Source organism: Hyella patelloides LEGE 07179 (genome assembly GCF_900659865.1).
In the GTDB taxonomy this organism is placed as follows: domain Bacteria; phylum Cyanobacteriota; class Cyanobacteriia; order Cyanobacteriales; family Xenococcaceae; genus Hyella; species Hyella patelloides.
The window spans coordinates 1-23,352 of record NZ_LR213862.1 but is presented as its reverse complement, the minus strand read 5'-3'; the positions used below and the strand labels follow the sequence as shown (position 1 = coordinate 23,352).

General features: G+C 38.9%; 18 protein-coding genes. 13 read left to right on the top strand and 5 right to left on the bottom strand.

Features of this window, described 5'->3' with window-relative positions; genetic code table 11:
* Both lipB and H1P_RS15985 read left to right on the top strand, forming a co-directional pair.
* Positions 1-439: lipoyl(octanoyl) transferase LipB (gene lipB, locus H1P_RS15990; protein WP_144869027.1), on the top strand; the 439-nt coding region annotated here is incomplete at its 5' end.
* Positions 440-564: 125 nt separating this feature from the next.
* The gene (locus H1P_RS15985) at positions 565-1,956 is read left to right on the top strand and encodes a hypothetical protein (RefSeq protein ID WP_144869025.1); all 1,392 of its coding nucleotides are present in this window, start codon (positions 565-567) and stop codon (positions 1,954-1,956) included.
* Positions 1,957-2,323: 367 nt separating this feature from the next.
* On the opposite strand, the gene H1P_RS15975 is transcribed toward H1P_RS15985, so the two are convergent.
* The 4 genes from H1P_RS15975 to H1P_RS15960 all read right to left on the bottom strand — a co-directional run bounded on the left by H1P_RS15975 (position 2,324) and on the right by H1P_RS15960 (position 6,296).
* Positions 2,324-2,854, bottom strand: coding sequence for an SLOG cluster 4 domain-containing protein (locus H1P_RS15975; protein ID WP_144869019.1), 531 nt, complete (start codon positions 2,852-2,854; stop codon positions 2,324-2,326).
* 24 nt (positions 2,855-2,878) lie between these two features.
* Complete coding sequence (locus H1P_RS15970) at positions 2,879-3,562, bottom strand: response regulator transcription factor (protein ID WP_144869016.1); 684 nt, start codon at positions 3,560-3,562, stop codon at positions 2,879-2,881.
* Between the two features lie 853 nt (positions 3,563-4,415).
* Positions 4,416-4,763 (bottom strand): response regulator transcription factor, encoded by a 348-nt coding sequence (locus H1P_RS15965; RefSeq protein WP_144869013.1) that lies wholly within the window; start codon positions 4,761-4,763, stop codon positions 4,416-4,418.
* A 114-nt stretch (positions 4,764-4,877) separates the two neighbouring features.
* On the bottom strand, positions 4,878-6,296 hold the full coding sequence (locus H1P_RS15960; protein ID WP_144869010.1) for a sensor histidine kinase: 1,419 nt from the start codon (positions 6,294-6,296) through the stop codon (positions 4,878-4,880).
* A 95-nt stretch (positions 6,297-6,391) separates the two neighbouring features.
* Between H1P_RS15960 and H1P_RS15955 the strand changes: the two genes are divergently transcribed.
* The 9 genes from H1P_RS15955 to H1P_RS15915 all read left to right on the top strand — a co-directional run bounded on the left by H1P_RS15955 (position 6,392) and on the right by H1P_RS15915 (position 19,797).
* Entirely contained in the window at positions 6,392-7,651 is a 1,260-nt protein-coding gene (locus tag H1P_RS15955) for a glycosyltransferase family protein (RefSeq protein ID WP_144869007.1), read from the top strand.
* Positions 7,652-7,853: 202 nt separating this feature from the next.
* Complete coding sequence (locus H1P_RS15950; protein ID WP_144869004.1) at positions 7,854-9,014, top strand: glycosyltransferase family protein; 1,161 nt, start codon at positions 7,854-7,856, stop codon at positions 9,012-9,014.
* 296 nt (positions 9,015-9,310) lie between these two features.
* Complete coding sequence (locus H1P_RS15945; RefSeq protein WP_144869001.1) at positions 9,311-10,744, top strand: UDP-glucose dehydrogenase family protein; 1,434 nt, start codon at positions 9,311-9,313, stop codon at positions 10,742-10,744.
* Positions 10,745-10,889: 145 nt separating this feature from the next.
* Positions 10,890-12,473, top strand: coding sequence for an iron uptake porin (locus tag H1P_RS15940; RefSeq protein ID WP_144868998.1), 1,584 nt, complete (start codon positions 10,890-10,892; stop codon positions 12,471-12,473).
* A gap of 328 nt (positions 12,474-12,801) precedes the next feature.
* A complete protein-coding gene (locus H1P_RS15935; RefSeq protein WP_144868995.1) occupies positions 12,802-14,706 on the top strand; it encodes an ABC transporter ATP-binding protein in 1,905 nt (634 codons plus the stop codon).
* Positions 14,707-14,929: 223 nt separating this feature from the next.
* The gene (locus H1P_RS15930; protein WP_144868992.1) at positions 14,930-16,021 is read left to right on the top strand and encodes a glycosyltransferase family 2 protein; all 1,092 of its coding nucleotides are present in this window, start codon (positions 14,930-14,932) and stop codon (positions 16,019-16,021) included.
* Between the two features lie 123 nt (positions 16,022-16,144).
* Positions 16,145-17,098 carry an aldo/keto reductase gene (locus H1P_RS15925; protein ID WP_144868988.1) on the top strand — a complete coding sequence of 318 codons (954 nt, stop codon included), beginning with the start codon at positions 16,145-16,147 and terminating at the stop codon, positions 17,096-17,098.
* A gap of 119 nt (positions 17,099-17,217) precedes the next feature.
* Positions 17,218-18,414, top strand: coding sequence for a glycosyltransferase family protein (locus H1P_RS15920; RefSeq protein WP_144868985.1), 1,197 nt, complete (start codon positions 17,218-17,220; stop codon positions 18,412-18,414).
* A 234-nt stretch (positions 18,415-18,648) separates the two neighbouring features.
* A complete protein-coding gene (locus H1P_RS15915) occupies positions 18,649-19,797 on the top strand; it encodes a glycosyltransferase family 2 protein (RefSeq protein WP_144868982.1) in 1,149 nt (382 codons plus the stop codon).
* Between the two features lie 128 nt (positions 19,798-19,925).
* On the opposite strand, the gene H1P_RS15910 is transcribed toward H1P_RS15915, so the two are convergent.
* On the bottom strand, positions 19,926-20,216 hold the full coding sequence (locus H1P_RS15910) for a hypothetical protein (RefSeq protein WP_144868979.1): 291 nt from the start codon (positions 20,214-20,216) through the stop codon (positions 19,926-19,928).
* A gap of 369 nt (positions 20,217-20,585) precedes the next feature.
* Between H1P_RS15910 and H1P_RS15905 the strand changes: the two genes are divergently transcribed.
* Positions 20,586-21,794: a glycosyltransferase gene (locus H1P_RS15905; protein WP_144868976.1), complete on the top strand. Its 1,209-nt coding sequence runs from the start codon at positions 20,586-20,588 to the stop codon at positions 21,792-21,794.
* A gap of 320 nt (positions 21,795-22,114) precedes the next feature.
* Positions 22,115-23,218, top strand: a complete 1,104-nt coding sequence (locus H1P_RS38310) for a glycosyltransferase (protein WP_144869030.1) — start codon at positions 22,115-22,117, stop codon at positions 23,216-23,218.
* Positions 23,219-23,352 lie beyond the last annotated feature (134 nt).

Sequence of the window (23,352 nt, the reverse complement as noted above, 5' to 3'; positions counted from 1 at the left end):
TAGGATCGAGCGAGGAGGGGAAGTTACCTATCATTGTCCTGGTCAATTGGTGGGTTATCCCATACTGAATTTAAAGTACTATCAACAGGATTTACATTGGTATCTGAGGCAGTTAGAAGAAGTTATTATTCAAGTTTTAAGTCGCTACGATTTAGAAGGGTATCGGATTCCTGGTTTGACAGGAGTCTGGTTAGAAGGTAAAAAAATTGCAGCGATTGGGATTAAGGTACGTCGTTGGATTACGATGCATGGCTTTGCTATTAATATCTGTCCCGATCTAACTGGATTTAGGGAGATTACTCCCTGTGGAATTAAAGACAAGTCAGTGGGAAGTTTGGCTGAATGGAGACCTCAAATTACTGTAGAACAAGTTCTCGTTGATGTGGCATCCGCCTTTGCTTCTGTATTTCAAATTAAGTTGATCGCCGATGAGGAATAATTCATCAGGATTGCTCGTCCAATTAAGTACATCACAGCATATTTCCTATTTGGAAATTACCAGTTTTGTGATTTATCATTAATTTATATATGATATGTAGCTTTCTTACTAATAATAGTCAGTTTATGAAAATCTCTAAAAGTACTCCAGCATTTTTACGTTATTTTAGTGCGCGTTTTAAACCCTTCACCAATCCCTTGTTCTGGGGTTCTTTAGGAGGGGTGTTTATTGGAGGGTTGGCGATTTATCAGTATTGGCAACATCCTGACTGGTTACAAACTAATTCAGAAACCCCAACTAATTCTGTAACTCTTTCTCAAGAAAAAGTACCTGATATTTCCTCGGAAGATTTGGCAGCAGCAGCAGATTTGGATAATATTGATGTTTTAATTAAAGAATTAGAACAAAATCAAACTCTTTCGGCGATCGCAGCAGAAGGAAACAACAAATCATCAGAACTAAAAAGAGAGGAATCGGAGTTTAGTCGTTTTCAAAAGACGCAAAAAGACAGGCTTAGAAAAGGTAAAAGCTCATCTTATGGTGGTTCAAATCCATATTCAGTAGGGGTTGACTCGGGAAATAAGAAGCTCATGGAACTTCTGAAGCCACCTTCGTTTAGTAGTTATGAATCCAGTAGAAACAACCAAGATACCAGTTTCAAAGGATTCAAAAGTGCTCAGACTGAGATCATACCTAACCCAGTGGGTAATATCTATCTTTCCAATCGAGATCGGACACCAAAAGCAACACCAACTACACCAACTACACCAACTACACCTAATGCTGAAGTCGCAAATCCTGGGGCTATAGAAAGCAATAATAATAATCTGGCTACAGGAAATAATGTTCCAACTAATGGAAAAACTGTCTCTATTCCTAACGGACAAAACTCTCAAGTAAGTAATGTTCAGCCAGTGAGGGTTAATGCTGTTAGTCCAAACAGGTTTACCCCTGCACCTTCTGGATTCCAATCTCAGCAAACTCTACCTACTTCTATTAATAGTTCTGTAACACCTTCTTCTGCCACTGGCTTTAATGGAGTAAACTCTTATTCGGCAACTGACAACCAGACAAATAGCTTGGGTGGAAATTCCTTAAACAACATTAATAGCAACTCGGTTAATGGCATCAGTGGTAATCCTAATATTACAGGGGTAATTTCTCAGCCTTTTCAAAATCCTTCTATCCCTGGCTTGACAAACGGGGCTAATGGAATTGGTGAAGAAAATTCGGTTGGGATCAGACCAGGTAATAACCCGAATATATTACAAAATAACTACCGTAGCTCTCGATCGCCAACCCCCAATTACAATAGTTCTGTTCCCAATGGCTACCAGTTGCAACCTCAACAATATCAACAAAATGTGAACGGTGGTAGGAACAGTTTGAATAATGCTGGTTTTGGGGGTAATAATATTGGTCAGCAGACTAATAATAATCCTCCTACAATTAGAAATGGGGTAACTCCTTCTTTACAACCTTCTGGAGTATTAAGCACCAGTGAAGTTGGTCGTTAATTGAACTTAATTATTCAGTGGTAGGGGTTTAATTTCTTTACCCCTACCTATTTTGCTTCAGAACTGATGTTACGCAAAAGCCATCATATGAAGATGGATAAAAAGCTTTTGGAACTAAAAGCGCGATTATATTATCAGTTTGTTTGGTCAGATAACAGCGACAGGATTGTCAAAAGCATTATCAGGAATTATTAGCCACGATCGGATAACCCGTTTTCTGTCAGAAAAAGACTTGGATTCAAAACGGTTGTGGAAATTGGTAAAACCAGTAGTTAGGGAGCATGAACCAGAAAATGGGGCGTTGATTATATTCGATTACCATAACTGATTACAGTATTGCCATACTATTAAGAAAATTAAAGCTCACTCATTTATTTGCCAGATTTTCTAAAATAAAATTTTTGACATCTTTAAAAGAGGAAGTTCTGGGTAAATTGTGGGGAAAGTCTGGCATTTCTGATTCGGGAGCAAATAAGATTAGTAATTTGTGAAAGCGTCTTGCCAAATCAATTTCGTTTTTAGTTCCTTCATTACCAGGTAAAGCGATTAATAAATCGCTACTTAAAACACAAATATAGTTTCTACTAACTCGTTCGACATTATTTCCCTCAAAGGTAGGTAAAGGGGTAATAATAGCAATTTCTACCCACGGGTTAGGGTAATTATCTTTAGGGGTAAATTCTAATGTTTTATTGGGTTTTGTGGGAACAATACCAAGACAAACACCTTGTCTATTTTTTACCTGGCAAAATGCTTTAGAAGCACTCGCCATCACTCCTTTGCCAGCACCAGTAAGTAAATGATAATCTTGTTGAGCAATCCATTGTGCCAAAGGCTCAGCATATTCTCTCCAGGGGTTTGTTCCTGAACCAATAATGCCAATAACTTTTCTTTTCATGAACAATTAAAATTAATCAATTACTTAATCAGTAACACTCAGGCAATAGCCAACACCTCTTACAGTTTTAATCACATTATTGCCTAATTTTTTTCTGAGATAACCGACATAAACATCAACAATATTAGACCCTGGATCGTAATCGAAACCCCAAACTCTATCTAAAAGTTGTTCTCTGGTCATAACCTGTTGGGGGTGAGACATAAAGGTTTCTAAAAGACTAAATTCTTTAGCTGGCAAGTCAATTTCTTGTCCTTCTAAGATGACTTTTCTAGTATGTATATTAAGGAGCAAATTTCCGACTTGTAGCTGATTCACAACTTCATTGTTAGTATGGGGTTGAGATTGAGCAGCACGCAAACGTAAGCGAATTCTGGCGAGTAATTCTTCAAAACGAAATGGTTTGGTAACATAGTCATCAGCACCACCTTCTAGTCCTGCTAGTTTATCGTTAATATCATCTCTAGCAGTTAAAATGATAATGGGCAGACTTGCACCTTGACCTCTTAGTTGTTCGAGTACTTCTAGACCGTCTTGGGTTGGTAGTCCTAAATCCAGCAAAAGCAAATCAAAATTATCACTTAAAGCCAGATTTATTGCTTCTTTGGCATCTTTAGCAACGGTAGTGGTAAAGCCGTTAGCTTTTAATCCTTTTTCGAGAAAGGAAACAATGCGAGGTTCGTCTTCAGTAATTAAAATTCGATTCATTCAGTTAATACTTAACACTTAATATTTCCCATTCACCAGTCATAATTTGAATTGATAGTGATTACAAATTCCGTTTTTTGAATTTAGTATTACATAGTCAAATAATGATTGAGATAGACTATTGTCTTGGTTAATTATAAAATCGAATGCTAGTATTATGCTTATAGCGATCGCTATAAACCATTTAGCTTCAACTTTTTTTTAAGTCGTATTTTGTTTTCAGATTGTTTCTCAACCAAGAACTAATAAATAAAACAAATATTTTGCAGGTAGATTCAAAAATTTGATATTTTTTAAATTCTCACTGGATGGGGGTTTTAGCTCAAGTAGTTAACTTGGTAATTTCATTTGACATTCCGCAAATAACTTTCTCAAGAAAATAATTAAATGAATTTGCTTGATTATAGCCATTCATAGCGATCTCGAAGAGATCAGCTTCGCTGTGCGCCAATATTCAAAAACGCCAAATAATATATTAGTTCTTATTCTGTTTCTAAAATCACTGTATTCTCGATCTCTTAAAGCGTGTAAACTAAATTGCTCAAAAAATTACGGAGAAACAAAATTTTTCTGCGGAATGTGAGTTTCATGATTTAATAGCTAAATTACTTAATGTACTCTAATATGTTTTTTGTAACAGAATAGTTACTGTTAAGATCCTACTATTAAATAGTTACTCTCAAAACCTTTTAGTAATGAGAGATGTGCTCAACAATCTTTTGCTTTGGGCAAAAGCAATAAAATACTTGTAGATGAAAGCTTTTAACCTCTCAAATTAAGCTATAAAGTCTATCTTCCAAGATGTGAAATGTCAGGTAAAACTAATTTTTAAAATTTTTTATAATCAGTCTAATTAGTCTTCCTGTAGATGAAACTGGACTATTTTTAGTAATTCTTTGAAGCGAAAAGGTTTAGCAACATAGTGCGTCATTCCGTTATCTTTTTTAACGTTGTTATAAGCACTAACAACAATAATCGGGATTTGGTTGCCTTGATTTCGTAATTCGTTGAGTACTGTCCAACCATCTTTAACAGGAAGTCCCAAGTCAAGGAGAAGTAAATCAAAATTGTTATTTTGTATCATCGACAAAGCTTCTTCTCCATTGGTGGCAACTGCTGTATTAAATCCATTCTTTCGTAAACCTTTCTCGATAAAAGAAGCAATACGAGACTCATCTTCTGCAATGAGAATATTACTCATAAACTTGCTTAAAAATATACATCATAAATATTTTCATTAAAACATTGAAAACATCGCATTTTAGATCGTAAAGAAGAGTCAGTAAGCAACAATCAGGAATAAATTCACTACTGGCTACTTGCGGGGTAAAACAATTGTAAAAGTAGAACCTTCGCCCAAACGACTATAAAGTTCTATGCGACCGTTGTGAGTTTGAGCGATCGCTGATACAATAGATAAACCCAAACCTGCTCCTTGATTACTATTTTTACTATTACTAGAGCGAGTAAATCTTCTAAAGATGCTTTTCTGGTCTTGGGGAGGAACACCAATCCCTGTATCTCTGATCCAAAGACGAATATCCTGGTTATCTATAGCTGAACCAATAGCAATGGTATCCGTATTGTTAGTGTACTGTACTGCGTTTTGAGCTAGATTCATCATAGCTTGAATGATGCGTTGACGGTCAATGGTAACTATTCCTTTTCCTTGACGATCTAATTGCCATTCGCGTTTTCCTAAAACTTGCATTTTGCAATACATTTCTTGAGTAAGCTCATTTAAATCCACTGGTTTCAAAATCAGAAAATCTCTTCTTTCTGCTTTAGCAAGCAATAGTAAATCTTCGACAAAGCGTCCCATACGTTCTAATTCATCAAGGACTATTGGCATGGTTTCAGCTATTTCTTCAGGGTCGCTGTATTGTAATAATTCTAAGTGACCGCTAATAATTGTGATGGGGGTTCTGAGTTCGTGGCTAGCATCGTTAAGAAATTGTCGCTGAGATTGAAAAGCTGTTTCTAAACGATTCATCATATTATTAAAAGTTTTAGCTAATTCTGCCATTTCCCCTTGACCTTTGATGGGAATTCGTTTGTTGAGTTCAGTTTCACTGATTGTATTGGCGGTATTAATTAAAGTCCGAACAGGTTTTAAAACCCTTCCTGCGATACCCCAAGCGAAAATTACAGCCAGTATAAAAGCTGCTAACAATACTTCTATAACAATGTAAATTGCTGCCAGAACTTCTCTTCTCTCTCCTTCAGGGATATTCGCCACAATTAAAACTCCCCGAACTTCGCCCTCTATTTCCACTGGTTTGGCTTTGTAAATAATATCTCCTACCTCAGCATCTTTAATCAGATTTTTGCCTTGAATAATTTCTGTGGTTTGGGCTAGTCTGAGAATTAGAGGAGAGTCATAGGAAATTGTTTGCGGAAGACTCACAGGACTAGACCGATAGAATTGACCGTCAATAGTAGTAATCAAGAAAGTTTTATCCGCAGGAATCTTATTTTGTAAGAAGCGATCAAAAATAATTGCCATGTCTCCTTCTGTATCTTCGTTCAGGAACTGCTCAAAGATTTCAATTTCTTCTAATAGGTCTTCTCTGACTCTGCGATCTACTTGAATAACTGCTAATCTAGTAAAAATAGGAATTGAAAAGCCTACTAATACGGCACTCAAGCCTACATACCAAGCAAAAATACGGGTTCTTGCTTCCCAGAATAGACCGTATTGTTCGACCCACTTTTTTGTTAAGAATTTTCTCATCTAAACTTCATCTGAATTCACAGAAGCCTCATAACTATCTTATTGCAGAGTTGAATACTGTTAATTAATCCGCAGAAAAAATAGGAGTATTATCCATGAGGCTGATAGTGTATTCTCACGATGCCTTTGGTTTAGGAAATATTCGACGTATGTTGGCAATTTGTCAACATCTCTTGGTTACTATACCCGAAGTATCTATCTTAGTTTTATCTGGTTCGCCAGCAATCCATAATTTTAAGATTCCCGCCAGACTAGATTACATTAAGTTACCTTGTTTAGGTCGCGATCGCAATGGTAAGTTAGCAGCTAAATATTTGACTTCTGATATTCAAGAAACTGTTGAACTACGTTCTAATTTAATCAAGACAGCAATTCTCAATTTTAAGCCAGATTTGATTTTAGTAGATAAAAAGCCTTATGGGTTATTAAAAGAGTTAAAACCAGCTTTAGATATCTTGAAAGCTCGTTCTCCTCAAACTAAATTAGTTTTGCTATTGAGAGATATTTTAGACAGTCCTCAAAAGACTATTCAAGAATGGCAACAGCAAGGCTATTATCAAGCAATTCAACATTATTATGACCGTGTTTTGGTAGTAGGAATGTCTGAGGTATTTAACTTAGTTCAAGAATATCAGTTTCCGCAAATTGTCGCTGAAAAAACTAGATTTTGTGGCTACATTAAAAAAACTTGTCTACCCTATTCTACTGCTTTGATTCGTACAGAACTTGGATTAACTGCATCAGAAAAACTGATTGTAGTAACTCCTGGTGGTGGCGAAGATGGCTATTCCTTAATTAAGAGTTATTTATCCGCAATCTCTCAGATAAAAGATCGGCATAGATATAAAACTTTAATTATTTTTGGTAGCGAAATGCCATCAGTTGAGCGAGAAAAGTTATCTCAAATAATTGAGGATCGTTCTAGTATCATTACTTTAGATTTTACTGACCGCTTGATGAGTTATATGCAAGCTGCCAATGTCATAGTTTCTATGGCAGGTTATAACACTATTACTGAGATACTTTCTTTAGGTAAGAAAGCGTTAGTTATTCCTCGTTGTAAGCCATCTCACGAACAGATAATTCGCGCTTCGAGAATGCATAAATTAGGTTTATTAACTGCAATCGATCCTAATAGTATAATTACCGATAATTTAGCTGAAGCAATTAACAAGCGTTTAAATAATAGTCATCAAGTTTCGGCAATTCTTAATTTTGATGGATTGTTAAATATCCAACAGGAAATCATAAGCTTGTTATCAAAGGAGCAAATTTTTTTATCAACAGAACAACCTTTTAGCTTGGTTACTAATGAAGATAGACTAGATTCTTACCCTTTTTCAATTGCAATTTAGAAGCTAGATAATTGTCTACAAATGCCTTGACGATCATTCTGAGGGGTAATTCCCAACTTGCTCACAGAATGTTGCCCGCCTGAAGGCTGAGGTTTCTTTAGACTAAGATTGCATCGCTAAACACAAACGAACATAAATTGTTTTTTATGTTTAATTATCATTTATCTAAAAAGCGACTTTGACTTAATTATTAATTAAAAATATGCCAAAATTAATGTTTTATTGTCAACATATTCTGGGAATGGGTCATCTCATTCGTAGTATTGAAATCGTTAAAGGATTAATTCCTGATTTTCAAATTTGCTTTATTAATGGCGGACAAGTTATTGAAGAATTTAAATTTCCTGAAGGAATAGAAGTAATTAATATTCCTGCGGTAAAAACTGATTCTGAATTTAATGAACTGAAGCCAGTTGATGATGATTTTACAATGGAGGAATTAGAAATAATCAGAAGAGATATCTTATTGTATACCTGCGAACGCTTTAAACCAGATATTCTCGTCATTGAGTTATTTCCTTTCGGTAGAAAACGCTTTTCTTTTGAATTAATTCCTTTAATAGAAAAAGCGAAAAGTATGGGAACAAAGATTGTTTCTAGCGTTAGAGACATTATAGTTACAAAGCAAAATCAACAGCGTTACGAAGAAAAGGTTTGTCGTTTGATTAATCAGTATTTTGATATGCTATTGATTCATGGCGATCCTAATTTTGTCAAACTCAATCTTAGTTTTTCTCGCGTTGATGATGTAGTTTGTCCCGTGCATTACACGGGTTATGTAGTGCAACCTTTACCTGAAAGTAATAGCTCCTTACAGCTTAAAAAACCACTAATATTAGTTAGTGTTGGTGGAGGAAGATTTGGACACGACTTATTGGAATGTGTAGCCAAAACAGCATCGATATTAAAAGACAAAATTCCCCATCAAATTCAAGTTTTTACTGGGCCATTTAGTCCTGATGCAGTGTATCAAAAGCTGCAAACAATAACGAGTAATCAAGACAATATTAACGTCGAACGCTACACTCCTAATTTGCTTCATTATATGCAACAAGCAGAACTATCTATTGGGATGTCTGGTTACAACACCACCATGAATATTTTGACTACTGGTGTTAAAGCGATGATGATGGCATTTCAAGGAAATAACGATAAAGAACAAGAAACTCGCGTCAAAAAATTAGACAATTTTGGTAGAGTCAAAATGATTCACCAACAAGATTTAGAACCAGAAAAATTTGCTCGGCAAATTATCGATTACCTACAACAAAAACCTACTAAATTAAAACTCGATCTCAATGGAGTTAGCAACACAGCTTATTACTTGAAGCAGTTAGTAAGTAAACAAGTTATGTCAGTTTAAGAAAAGTATCAGGGATTAATTAATAATTAGCCATACTCAATAGTTTTAATTTCTGCGATCGATATAGTTAATATCATAATCATAATTAGTTATGTCTATAGGTAAGATTTTTTTTTAACTATAAGCGCCAAAAAATAGATTATAAATTAATGAAAATTTTCTCATAAAAAATTCAAAAATGATTGATTTAATAAATTTAAATTAATCCCAACGAGAAAATCAATCAAATTCTAAAATACTTACCATTTGTTCAACAATTAGCAATTAACCATTAACAGAAAATAAAGGAGAAAACAATGAGAGTATGTGTAATTGGAACAGGATATGTCGGCTTAGTAACAGGAGTTTGTTTAGCTCATATCGGTCATGATGTTATTTGTGTAGACAACAACGAAGCCAAAGTAAAAGTAATGCAGTCGGGGACATCTCCAATTTACGAACCTGGTTTATCGGAAATCATGCAGTCAGCGATGAGCAAGGGTAATCTAGAATTTACCACTAATGTTAGTACTGCGATCGCAAATAGTCAAATTTTATTTATTGCTGTAGGAACACCTGCTTTACCTACAGGAGAAAGCGACACTCGTTATGTAGAAGCAGTAGCACGCTCAATTGGATTCGCGATTAATGGTGAATACAAAGTAATTGTGAATAAATCCACTGTTCCTATTGGCTCTGGTGATTGGGTACGTCAAATTATTAACAGTGAAATCGAGCAAAGAAATCTCGATACAACACCTCAATTTGATGTAGTTAGTAATCCCGAATTTCTCAGAGAAGGTTCAGCCATTTACGACACCTTTAACCCCGATAGAATTGTCCTTGGTGGCAATAGTTCCGAAGCACTTTCTTTAATGAAAGAACTTTATCAACCCATAGTTGAAAGAGCTATCCCTGCTAATGATGCCATTGGAAAATTATCTGCGGAAACTGTTCCTGTAGTAACCACCGATTTAAACTCCGCAGAAACCATTAAATACGCAGCTAACTCTTTCCTCGCTACTAAAATTAGCTTTATCAACGAACTAGCTAATATCTGCGGGAGAGTAGGCGCAGATGTGGTTCAAGTTGCTCAAGGTATTGGTTTAGATTCCCGCATTGGTAATAAGTTCTTACAAGCTGGTATTGGTTGGGGAGGCTCTTGTTTCCCTAAAGATGTCTCTGCACTGATTCATACTGCCGATGACTATGGCTACGATGCTCAACTATTAAAAGCCACAGTTAGAGTTAATACCACTCAACGCTTATTAGCAGTCGAAAAATTACAGCAAGTGCTGAAAATCCTGAAAGGCAAAACTGTTGGTTTACTAGGGCTTACCTTTAAACCAGACACCGACGATCTTCGCGACGCACCAGCCATTAACCTCATTGAAGAATTAAATCGCCTTGGTGCAAAGGTTAAAGCTTACGATCCTTTAATTCAATCTCCAGAACATCACTCTATTCTTTCCACTGTCGATCTTGAAACAACTCCTGACGGTTTAGTTAATGGTTGTGACGCTTTAGTACTGGTAACAAATTGGCAAGAGTTTGCTAACTGGGACTATGTTCAGCTAGCAAAACAGATGAATACTCCGATAATGATTGACGGACGTAATTATCTTGATGCGAATGTTTTAGCTGCTGCTGGTTTCTACTATATTGGAATCGGTCGTCCTACTGCTGGCAATAGTCTAGTTACTAAAAGATTGCAACATAATTCTCTAAGTATAGATAACAAAGTTGCTTGAGTAGCCTAAAATAGGGTGGGATACTCCTCACCCTAGCTATCTATCTTTTATTACTAAAATTATTTGATTTTGTATCACAAGTCAAGCCTAATCTCTCTTCTAATAATTAATCGACTTCTTCTGGGACAAACCAAAGTTCTTAATTGTGGCTAAGAAACCAAATTTTTTCAATCGAACCACTAAAATAAAGATAAAATTACTAAAAACAATTTCAACAACCTTTCCTGCTTGGTCGATTCTATTATTATTATCAACAAGCGTTAGTGCTGAATCTCCATCTTTTCAAGAAGAATTAAGCCAAACTCAGCCACAAGTAGCTGACATGGGAGAAGTCACTCCAGTTCATCAGTTATTAGATGTGCCACCCTCAGACTGGAAATCCCAGGCGTTCCAAGCACTTAGCGATCGCACCTTATGTTTGGGAGAGAATTATCAACCTGATGAGCGATTATTAACTCGCTATGAATTTGCTGCTGGTTTGCAAGTATGCCTCGACCAAATTAATCAAAAGTATTTGTCAGATGATACTTCTTTAAGCGAAGCAAATCAGGCTCTTGTAGCACGTTTCCGACAAGAGTTTGCTCAGGAACTAGCAACTTTACGCGATCGCACAGATAATTTAGAAACTCGCACTGCACAGTTGGAAGACCAAAGATTTTCCACCACAACTAAACTCAACGGAGAAGTCTTGTTTCAACTGGGAGATAGCTTTAGTGGAGATGACCAATCTCAGCTATTTACTGGCTATCGGGCGCGACTCAATTTTGATACGAGCTTTTTTGGCGAAGATCGACTGAGGATTCGCCTGGGAGCAAGAAATACTGGAGAACTAGAAGAAGTAGAAGATACCTTTATGGTGCGCTTGGGTGTGGATGGGGAGAGCGATAACGAAATCGAGACAGAACTATCTTATGATTTTGCTGTGGGGGAAAGGATTCAGGTCGTAACAGGTATTAGCAGTGTTGGCGCAGATGATGTTGCTGAGGTCTTAAATCCACTATCGAGTAGCGGTCAAGGTGCAGTTTCTCGCTTTGCACGGAGAAATCCCTCAACTCTGAGAGGTCCTGGGGGTTCGGGAGCAGGAATTCAATATGAGTTCAGTGATTCAGTTCAGGTTGCGGTAGGATACTTTGTGGATAGTGATGATGCTGCTGCTGCTTCTGGAGAAAGGGGACTGTTTGGTGGTTCCTACAGCGCGGTAGCACAGTTACTAATTGAACCAATAGATGATTTAGAATTTGCCTTTACCTATACCCGTACCTACTATCGAGAGGATGATGTGAGGCTTATGGGGGCTACAGGTAGTGAAAACGCTAACGAACCTTTTGGCGAAGATGCTACCTCCGCTAATGGTTTCGGCTTTCAGGCTAATTGGGAATTGAGCGATCGCTTTGGAGTAGGAGGATGGTTTGGCTATACTGATGCCAATCAAGAAACTGGCAATCAATCAGCAACTATACTCAATGGTGCCGTAATCTTTAATTTTCCCGATCTAGGGGCAGAAGGCAATGAGGGAGGCATTATTATAGGCGTACCGCCAATTGTGACTCAGAACGACGATTCAGAAAGAGAAGACGAGCGAACCTCTTTACACATAGAAGCCATATACAGGATTCAACTCAACGACCAGACTATTATTACTCCTGGGGTGTTCGTAATTACCCAACCCGATCATAGCGACCGCGATCCGATATGGGTAGGAACTATTAGAACTCAATTCAGATTTTAAAAACGCTACGCGATTAGCTTTCTTGCTATTAGCAAGATTGGCACAGTGAGGGCAATTTTACCCACCACGTAGCCCTATTCCACTTAAATAAAGAAGTGGAGGAATTAAACAAAGCTTGCAGCAAGCGAGCTTAAAGCTTATAGCTGGTTAAAAGTTTTTAGTTCTGAACCCCCGCCATTTTCCTGCCTCGTGTTTATGAAAATTTTCTCACAAAAGCTTCATACAGAGTTAATCAGAAAGCAATAACTTAATTAACGTAAAGTATTGTAATAACCAATAACACCAATCCTGCTTTCAAGTTGATAACAGATGTTGCCATTATGAGATTATGAAAAAATCCGCTTTTAGAAAAGAAAAAAAACCCAATACATTAAGTCAAGCAATGCCTGGGCTAAGGCGGATATTCAAGGAATTTTGGCCACAGATTCGTCAACAAAAACTGCTGTTAAGTGTTTCTTGTATAGGGCTAATTGTGGAAGTTGTAGCACAACTTTTACGTCCCTGGCCTTTAAAGTTTATTTTTGATTATGTCATCTTACACGATACTGGCGCGCTTGCTTTAGAATTCCCGATGTTGGCAAATTCTAACCCAATGATGCTGCTATTTATATTTTCTCTAGCCATTGTGGGAGTTTCGGGATTAAGGGCTGCTGCTGCTTATGTCAGTTTAGTAACTATGTCCCTGGCAGCTTCTCGTATTGTAGCTGAGATTCGTGCTGGACTATATGCTCACTTGCAAAGACTTTCTCTTTCATTCTACTACACAGTTAAAAGTGGCGATCTAATTACCCGCATCACCAGTGATATCGACCGCCTACGAAACGTTACCGTAACGGGGATTTTTCCACTGATTGTCAATGTACTAACCCTAGTTGGTATGGTGGGCTTAATGTTTTGGTTAAATTGGGAATTGGCTCTGATTGGGCTGGCGGTATTTCCTTTGTTTCTGTTGTCAAGTGTCAAAATTACCAAGCGGATTCACAAGGTATCCCGTAAGCAGCGTAAGCAAGAAGGAGCAATGGCTGCTACCGCAGCAGAGGCAATTGGCGCAATTAAAGTTGTCCAGGCACTTTCTTTAGAAGGTATGTTACAGGGTATGTTTGCTACTCCCAACCGCGAAAGTTTGGCAGATAGTGCGCGTACCCAACAATTATCGGCTAGCCTACAGCGAACCATCGAAATTTTAGTTGCGATCGCTACTGCCTTAGTTATGTGGCGTGGAGTTAGGTTAGTGCTAGGAGGTTCGGTTACCCCTGGAGACTTGCTGGTGTTTGTTAACTACCTCAAGTCGGCTTTTAAACCTACTCGTCAGTTAGCCAAGCACGTAGCTAATATCTCTAAAGCAACTGCTTCAGGAGAACGAATTATCGATCTGCTAGATGTAGTTCCCGCTATTAGAGATACAAGGGGGGCGATCGAAGCACCATTATTCAACGGAGACGTTAAGTTTAATCGAGTTTCCTTTGCTTACGACTCGGATAAACCAATCCTCAAAAACTTGAGCTTTGATGTTAAAGCAGGTCAAAAAGTTGCTTTGGTTGGGCCATCAGGAGGTGGTAAGTCAACTTTAGTCAGCTTGTTACTAAGACTGTATGACCCCTTAGAAGGTCAAATCTTGATTGATGGTCGGGATTTGCGCCAATACAAACTAGAGTCCTTGCGCCGTCAAATCTCAATCGTGCTTCAAGACAGTGTACTCTTTGGAGTAAGCGTTCGCGACAACATTGCTTATGGAGCATTAGGCGCAACCGATAGAGAAATTAAAGCTGCTGCCCGTTTAGCTAACGCTCACGACTTTATCCTGGCACTACCCCAAGGCTACGATACCAAACTGAGTGAGAGGGGTTCGACTCTTTCTGGGGGACAACGCCAGCGAATTGCGATCGCCCGCGCAGCAGTCCGCAAAGCCCCCATTGTCATTCTAGATGAACCTACTGTGGGTTTGGACAATAAGAGCGAACAAACTGTAACAGAAGCCTTAGATCGCTTAACCGCTAACTGCACCACCTTTCTGATTACCCATGATTTAAGAACCTCAAAGAATGCCGACCAAATTTGCTACATCGAAAACGGTAGGGTTTTGGAACTAGGTAATCATTCGGGATTAATGGCACTAGGGAAAAGATACGCAGCACTCTATCAGTTACAAAGTGCAGTGGATACAAAGTGCTGGGAAACATGCTCCTGTATTCCAACAGAATTGCCTCCTCAGCAACAGAGAACCAAGAACTAAAAATTAAGACGTTGGTTAATCAAGGTCTGATTTTTAAACTTTTCATGCTGAATAAATTAAAAGAGCTTAAAGCAAGCGAGCTATATGCGTAGCGGTATCCGTGATAGACGAGCCGAAATGCTTTATACGTCATACATTACCAACGCCAAAATTAAGAGCTAAGAATTAAGAGCTAGAAAATATTTCCTGTCTTTATTACTTAAGAATTGCACCTTATTACATTATGAGTAACTCACAAGTCACTATTGTGGTTGTCCCGCGAGAGCGTTATCAGTTTGCTCGCGAGTCCCTAGAAAGTCTTTATGAAAATACTGCTTTCGGTTTTGATTTAGTATATGTGGATAACAATTCCCCAACTCAATTACGACGATACTTAGAAACTCAAGCTGACTTAAAAGGTTTTAAACTGGTTCGCTCAGAGCATTATCTTTCACCCAATCAGGCTCGGAATTTTGGCTTGCGTAACGTCAACAGTAAATATGTAGTTTTTGTTGATAATGATGTTGTTTTTGCCCCTAACTGGCTAACCGCCCTGGTTGACTGTACTGAAGCAACGGGAGCTACCGTAGTTGGTTCTCTGGTGTGTCAATACCAACCCTTCCACGAAATAGTTCACTGTGCGGGTGGAGAATATATGTCGGCGGAGGAATACGCCGAATTCGCTCAAGGAAAACCTCATCCAAGCGATCGCGATCGGTGGCAAATTAACGAAAAAACTCCCTATCAAAATCAGCGAGTCGAGGTAGTACGCGATCGCCTACACCGCGAACCCACTGGTTTTGTTGAGTTTCATGCCATGTTAGTGAGAACAGAAATTTTTGAGCAGATTGGGATGCTGGATGAGGAGTTTCCCTGCACCAAAGAATATCTTGATTTTTGCATGAGCGTTACTAGGGCTGGTGGGACAGTTTACCTAGAACCATCATCCGTAGTTACGTTTCTCACCCATCCTCCTGCACCAGCTTTACAGTGGTCAGATTTGCCTTACTTTATGTTGCGCTGGAGCGATGCTTGGGAGCTTAGTAACTTGCTTCACTTCCAGCAAAAGTGGAACTTGGTTGAAAGTAAATACTTCCAAAGACGCTATAAAAAGCTAGGTATCAGACGACAAAAAGCCTTCATCGACCCTTTAATGACTAAATTTACTTTTTTAGGCAATGAAAGACATAAATGGCTCAAAAAAAGCTTAATAAAGCTAGAAAAAAGACTGAACCGCTATGTAACTAATCGTTATCAGCGTTTAACAGGCGATCTCTCCCAAGCCAACTCTCCATTGAAAGGAGAAAACAAATCTGTTCCCATACAGACAACTTAAGTGAGAAAGGATGAAGTAGGGAGTAGAGTAATTAACCACGAGCCATATTATCCCGCCTGACGGGACGAACAACGAGCAACCAACAACGAACAACTAACCATTAACAAAAATAAGGAGAACATAATGCTTTACAGAGAATTTGGTAAAACTGGAATGAACGTTTCTACAATTGGGATGGGAACTTGGAACATTAGCAACCAGTGGGGAAAAGTAGACGAAGAAACTGCCCTAGCAACTGTCCGCGCTGCGGTAGATAGCGGAATTAACCTGTTTGATACAGCCGAGTCTTATGGTGTACCCAATGGTTTATCAGAAGAACGTTTAGGTAAAGCCCTTCAAGGAATACGCGATCGCGTTCATCTAGTAACTAAAATTGGTCGTTGGGGTAGACGTACTGGTCAGATGGTTCCCATGACTACTGTAGACATGGTTCGTTTATGTACTTTTGCTTGTCTTTTCCGTCTCAAAACTGACTGGGTTGACATCATGCTTTGTCACGAAGGCAAAATTGAAGACCCCAGTGTCTACTTAGAAGGGTTTGAACAACTCAAAGAACAAGGTTATATTCGCGCCTACGGTATCTCAACCGATCGCCTCGATGTCCTCAAGCGATTTAATGCCAACAACACCTGTAGCGTGGTAGAAGTTGAATATTCTCTACTCAATCGCGCACCAGAGTCAGAATTTCTGCCCTACTGTCAGGAACACGACATCGCTGTATTAGTACGTGGTCCTCTAGGTAAAGGTTTACTATCTGGTAAGTATGCCCCTGGTACTGTCTTTACTGATAGTGTTCGCTCCGAATGGTATGCCGATGATAAGAAAAAAGCCAAGCTGGAGCGCAAACTAGCAAAAGTAGAAAAACTTAAATCTGTTATGCAGCCAGGAGAAGAAATGGTGACGGCAGCTATCCACTACGTTACTTCTCACCCAGTACAACCCGTTGCCATTCCTGGTGCAAAATCACCAGCCCAAGCGATCGTTAATGCCAAAGCAGGAGACGCGCTGCTATCAGAAGAAAAACGTCAAGAATTAGTACGTTTGACTAAAACGGAGAAAACTGCTGTTGCAGGTTAAGGAAGAGGTAAAGGGGACTAGAGGAAACTGAGGAGCTTTAGGTGCAGAGGAGATAATTAATACCTATTACCTATCTCAACTAAATAGTTTATAGCATGACTGCTTTAGAGGAATTAATCATGAAAAAGATTATGTTTTACTGCCAGTATTTGGCAGGTATGGGTCATTTGGTAAGGAGTACGGAAATTATTCGTAGTTTGGTCAAAGATTTTGAAGTTTGCCTCATTAATGGCGGTCAATTAGTACCAGGGTTTAAATTTCCGCAAGATTCTCAGGTAGTTTATTTACCAGCAGTTTGGGAAGATGGTAACGAACTTAAGCCCGTAGATAGTTCTCTGACCATCGAAGAAGTTAAAGAAAGTCGCAAGCAAAAAATCCTGACCACACTGGAAGAGTTTCAGCCAGACTGCATCATCACCGAATGTTTTCCTTTTAGCAAGCATAAGCTTAAATTTGAGCTAGTTCCGATGCTAAAACAAGCTAGGTCTAGTGAGCAAGAAATAACTATTATCTGTAGCCTACGAGACTTGATTATGACTCAGCCGATGTCAGAAGAGGCTCGCACCAGACGCCAGCAAAAAGTCTGCAAGTTAATTAATAGATACTATGATTTAGTTTTTTTCCACGGTGATTCTAATCTGTTACGCCTAGAAGACTCTTTTCCTTCAGTAGATAACTTAAACTGCGAGGTTTACTATACGGGATATGTCGCCCCCGCCTCAAAAGATAACCTACTACCCCACACCACAAAAGATATTATAGGTTTAAATCAGTCTGAACCGACTATTGTTGCTAGTGTTGGTGGTGGTAGGCACGGTTATCCTTTGCTGGAGGCGGTTATCGCAGCTAGCCCAATCTTGAAAGCTTCTTTACCCCACAAAATTCATTGCTTTGCTGGCCCTTTTATGACCGAATCGGAATTTCAAAAACTGCAACAAGCAGCAGCAGAGCGAGATAATGTAATCGTCCGTCGTTTTACCCCTCGTTTGACTGAATATATGGAAAAAGCCGATCTTTCAGTGAGCTTAGGAGGCTACAACACGGTGATGAACATCCTCAAAACCAAAGTTCGTTCCTTACTGTTACCTTCTCTTAACGAACATCAATCTGACGAACAAAGTATCCGCGCCGAGAAATTAGCAGGATCAGGAATTCTCGATCTTCTGCGCCGTGATGATTTAGAACCTTCGATTCTGGCAGAGAAAATTATTTCCAGCCTCAAAAAAGAAGTACCTCAAAACAGTTTCGAGCTTAATGGAGCAAAAGCAACTTCCCTAAGACTTAAAGAATTACTCCATAGCAAAGTTACAGTTTGATATCTATTAAGTCTAAAGAAAAAGTATTCATGGATTCCGAAGTAGTGAATCATGTGCGTTGATGCACCCTAACTCACAGAGAAGAATCATTATTGAAGTTATCTAATTGATGCGTTCCTTGAATTTGTTTACTTTCAAAAATATTAACAATTCTCTGACGGAACACACCCTACAGATTAAAGACTCAACTACTAATAACGAATCACAAATAACAAGTAACAAATTACTAACAACATGACCTTAACAGAACAACCCAAAGTAACCCTAATTGTTGGCCCTAGAGAACGCTTTAGTTATGCCAGACAATCTTTGGAAAGTATTTATGCAGATACCGAGTATCCTTTCGATTTGGTATATGTTGATGTTTGCTCTCCAAAGCCAATTCGACAGTATTTAGAACAGCAAGCGGTCGAGAAATCTTTTAAGCTTCTGCATACAGATTACTATATTTCTCCCAACCAATCGAGAAATGTCGGGTTGCGCTACGTACTAAACAATATGGATAGCAAATATGTGGTCTTTATTGAAAATGACGTAGTGGTTAAACGAGGCTGGCTGACAAGAGCAGTTGAGTCTGCCGAAAAGACGGGTGCAGCAGTTGTTGGTCCTCTTACCTGTATCGGTCAACCAGAGCATCAGGTAATTCATAATGCTGGAGGACGTTCTTATATCGAAGAGCAAGAAAAAAACGGCAAAATTAAACGACGCATTCGTCAAAAGGCGTTCTTAACTGGTAGAGCGATCGCTGATGTCCCAGAAGAAATGGGTTTGGTGCAGTGTGATTATGTCGAGTTTCACTGTATGCTGGCACGTACCGCAATTTTTATTCAGACAGGCTTACTGGATGAAGGTATGCTCGCAACGCGGGAACACATTGATTTTTGTTTTATGGTCACAGAAGCGGGGGGCAAAATTTATAGCGATCGCCAATCAATAGTTACTAGCGATACTTTAGGCATTGCCAGTAACAAAACTGGTTTAGAAGCTTGGTTTGGTAAGGTTCAATTGCCTGATTTTAAATGGTCAGATATGTCATATTTTATGTTGCGTTGGAATCATGAATGGGATAAGGGCAGCCTGGATCATCTAAGGCAAAAGTGGAATTTAGCAGAAGATAAATACTTTAAAAAACGCTACAAAGGCTTAGGTAGTCGTCGCCGTGAACTATTGATTGAACCCTTAGTAGACCGTCTCACCTTTGGACGGGGTAATCCTTGGCTAGAAGAAAAGCTAATTGCGATCGAGAAACGGATCAATAGTTACCTATACCAGCGTTATCTCAAAAAAAGAGAGCGAATTTTACAACAGAAAGGAGCAGACGTTGCCTCTTTGGAAACAGAAAGCCTGCGAGCAGTATCTAATAACTCAGTTTTAACCAGTTAAATTAGCTTTTCCACGCTTTCCAAGATTGATAGAGTGGGCATTAAAAAACCATCCCTAAAATGGCAATACTTCAAGGTTAATGCTCACTCGATTTGATTTCGATGCCCAACTACTAATTCCTTCCTGTTTCAGGTTGGAGTGGTAGTGGGCAGTTTTTTTATTGGCGTTTTTTCTATCTTAAATTTTTGGCGTTGCTGATTTAGCGAACGAGTGCGGTCTTGGGGGTTTCCCTCAATGAGCAACTCGTTCAAGACAGGTATGAAACCGATAGTAATACTGTTCGGAGCTTTTGAGCTTCTAAGACGGGGCGTATCCCCATCTCTTGACAATGTAAACTCTTGGGGAAACACGGCGGTCACACGATGGTCACGGGTCAACCCCAAAGCCAAGAATTGGATATGCTGGGGTCTCCCCAGCATCCCTCTCGCTCAGAATACGCCACCTCCTCAAAAGACAGCCCCGATTCGTCGCTTTAAGCCTCTTGAATATTAATGAAAAAGTAAAATTTTGCGCTTTTCATACCACCATGAGGCAAGACCAAATTTTTTTTATCTCAAATTATTGCTTGCCCTACTGAGAGTATCAAAGCGCGATCGCTTTAATTAGAAACTTCTCATCAATCCTTAACATTTGCTTCATAGTCAAATGACAAACTATTAAATTAATAGATAAATTGTTAACTCAATCATGAGTTTGCTTCGACAGACACCTTGAGTTTCGTTCCTGTTCTTCCAAGATACTATTTTTTTGTTATCAAATTTACTTATAACAATCATCAGATATTAACCATGCCTAAAATTTGTATCACAGCCCTTGAATATCCTCCCGATGTTGGTGGTGTTGGCGAGTCTGCTAGTCGAATTGCTAAAATGTTGATTGGTTTAGGCTACGAAGTCCACGTAGCAGTGTTTAGAGCAATTTTTAGACGGGAAAAACAAGAAGCAGAAGATGGTCAGTTTCATCGTAGTTACCAAGAAACGAGCCAACAGGATGGAGTTACGGTACACCGACTTCACCCAGCAGTTCGTTCCCTAATTGGAAAAGAACAGGATTATCTCTGGGATATTTATAATCAACTCAAAAGCTTGCAGCAACAGTATGAGTTTGACTTGTTCCATGCTTTTTTTATTAACGAGATGGGATTTCTCACCACTATGCTCGCTAAAGAATGCGATCGCCCTGTCATTAATAGCATACGCGGAGCAGATTTACACAAGCATATTTTTGATTCCAAGCAACACGGACATATCTGCTGGACTTTAGCCAATTCTGACTGGACAACTTTTGTGAGCCGAGATTTAATGAAGCGGGCGCGGGTATTAGTTCCCGAAATTAAAACTCGATCTACAGCCTTCTGGAATTCAATTAACCTCATTGATTTCGAGCAACTACCAACACCACCCCTAGCAGATCGTCTTCAAGGAACTGTAATTAGCTCGGTGGGTAACTTCCGCGACAAAAAAGGATTAGAATATCTGATGGATGCCTGTGGAGAACTAGACCAAGAAACAACTATCACTCTGCTACTGGTGGGTAATTTTGTCGAGAAAGAGAGAATTTATTGGGAACAAGAACTAGCAAGTAGCGGTATTGCGGACAAGATTGTTATTACAGGAAAAATCAGTCGAGACGAAGCACTGGCTTATTTACCTTACACAGATATTTTCGCGATCCCCTCTCTGAATGATGGTTGTCCTAATGCTTTATTAGAAGCCATGCTTGCAGGTAAAGCGATTGTTGGGACTAACGTTGATGCTATCGGTGAAATTATCGAAGATGAAGTTGATGGTTTGTTAGTCAATACTGCTTCTAGCAAAGAACTAACTACCGCCCTGCGAAGGTTTATTAATCAACCGCAACTGCAAAAACAGTTTGGTCTAGCTGCTCAAGCTAAAGTGCGATCGCAACTTGCTCCTTCGATAGAACAAAAAAACTGGCAATCGATCTATCAACAGCTATTAGGTTCATCGAAGGTTTTAGAAAAGATGGCTGTTTAGCAGAATTTATGACATAAATAAATCAGAACTCAAAGCCCATAATTGTGGACTTTTGTTTGTATCGACGCAGTGTGTTGTTTCTCTTTTAATCAATGTTTTACTTGCTATCTCCGTCCGTCTAGGATTCTGCGTCGCTTGGGGTTTCCCCAGGCTCGCAATACAAGCTGTTGAGGAAACCTTAGAATTTGCTACCTTCAAGGGCAGTGTGATTGGATATGAGTAATAGAGACTTCAGCATCCCTCACACTCAAAAGTTACGTACTTGCATTTATGTCGGACGTGGCGGAGTAATCTGTGACTCTATCTCAAAAGTTTTTTTCATGAAAAAACCACAAGTTACAATTATTGTTGTCCCGCGAGAACGTTTTAGCTATACTCGCGCCTCTCTTGAAAGTATTTACAATAATACCCGTCAGCCATTCTCTTTAGTTTATGTTGATGGCAATTCTCCCAAAAATGTTCAAGAGTATTTAAAGCAAAAATCTCAAGAAAATAACTTTCGGCTAATTCGTACCGAACATTATCTTAGTCCCAATAAAGCACGCAATCTGGCACTGGCTGCGGTGAATACTGAATACACAGTTTTTATTGATAATGATGTTTGCGTCGAATCAGGCTGGCTAGAAAAATTAATGAACTGCGCTCAAGAAACAGACGCAACTGTAGTTTGTCCTTTGGTTTGTATCGATCGGGAACTGACCCCATCACGTCCGACATATGCGGAGCGGTATCCTTTAGGGCAAGCATCTGGGGAGACCCCAGATGACGCGGACTCCTCGAAGGGCGGAGCTTGTATCCCCCATCAAGAAAGTCATTCAAAAGTTCATTTAGCAGGAGGGGAAGCGAGAATTTATATCGAGATCAGAAAAGAAGGAACTTATCAAAAAATTCGCGAAAAATACTATTTTACAAATCTTCCTGTTGCTGAAGTTAAAGACCAATTGCAGCGCAGAGAGTGTGAACTTGCTCAGTTTCACGCTATGTTAGTTCGCACTGATATTTTTGAAATCGTTGGAAAATTGGATGAAAAATTACTGAGTACTAAAGAAGATGTTGATTTTTGTTTAACAGTACTTAATGCTAGAAAAGAGATCTATTGTGAACCTGATTCGGTAGTTACTTATGTCCCCGCGAAGAATCTAGCGTTATCTGATATTCCTTATTTTCAATTACGCTGGAGCGATGCTTGGGAGTTATCCAGCATCAAACACTTTAGAAAAAAATGGGACATAACTGAGGAAGATAAATATTTCAAAAAACGCCATAAAAATTTAGGATACCGCCGTCATAAAACTTTATTACATCCTATAGTTAAACAACTCTCTTTTGGTGGTTATGCTACTTGGCTGGAAACACTGTTAGTTGCGGGAGAAAGAAAAATCAATCGATATATCAGCGATCGCTTTTCCGTAAACAGTTATTAGTGAAAACTTATCAGTTGTTTTCCCATAATTAGTTTATTGTTTACAGCTTCAAATTACGGGGCGTACAAGCCCCTCACCAATTAAGCTCATTCCAAGTTACCTATGGCGTGGGATTTCGCATCGATCGATCAAAA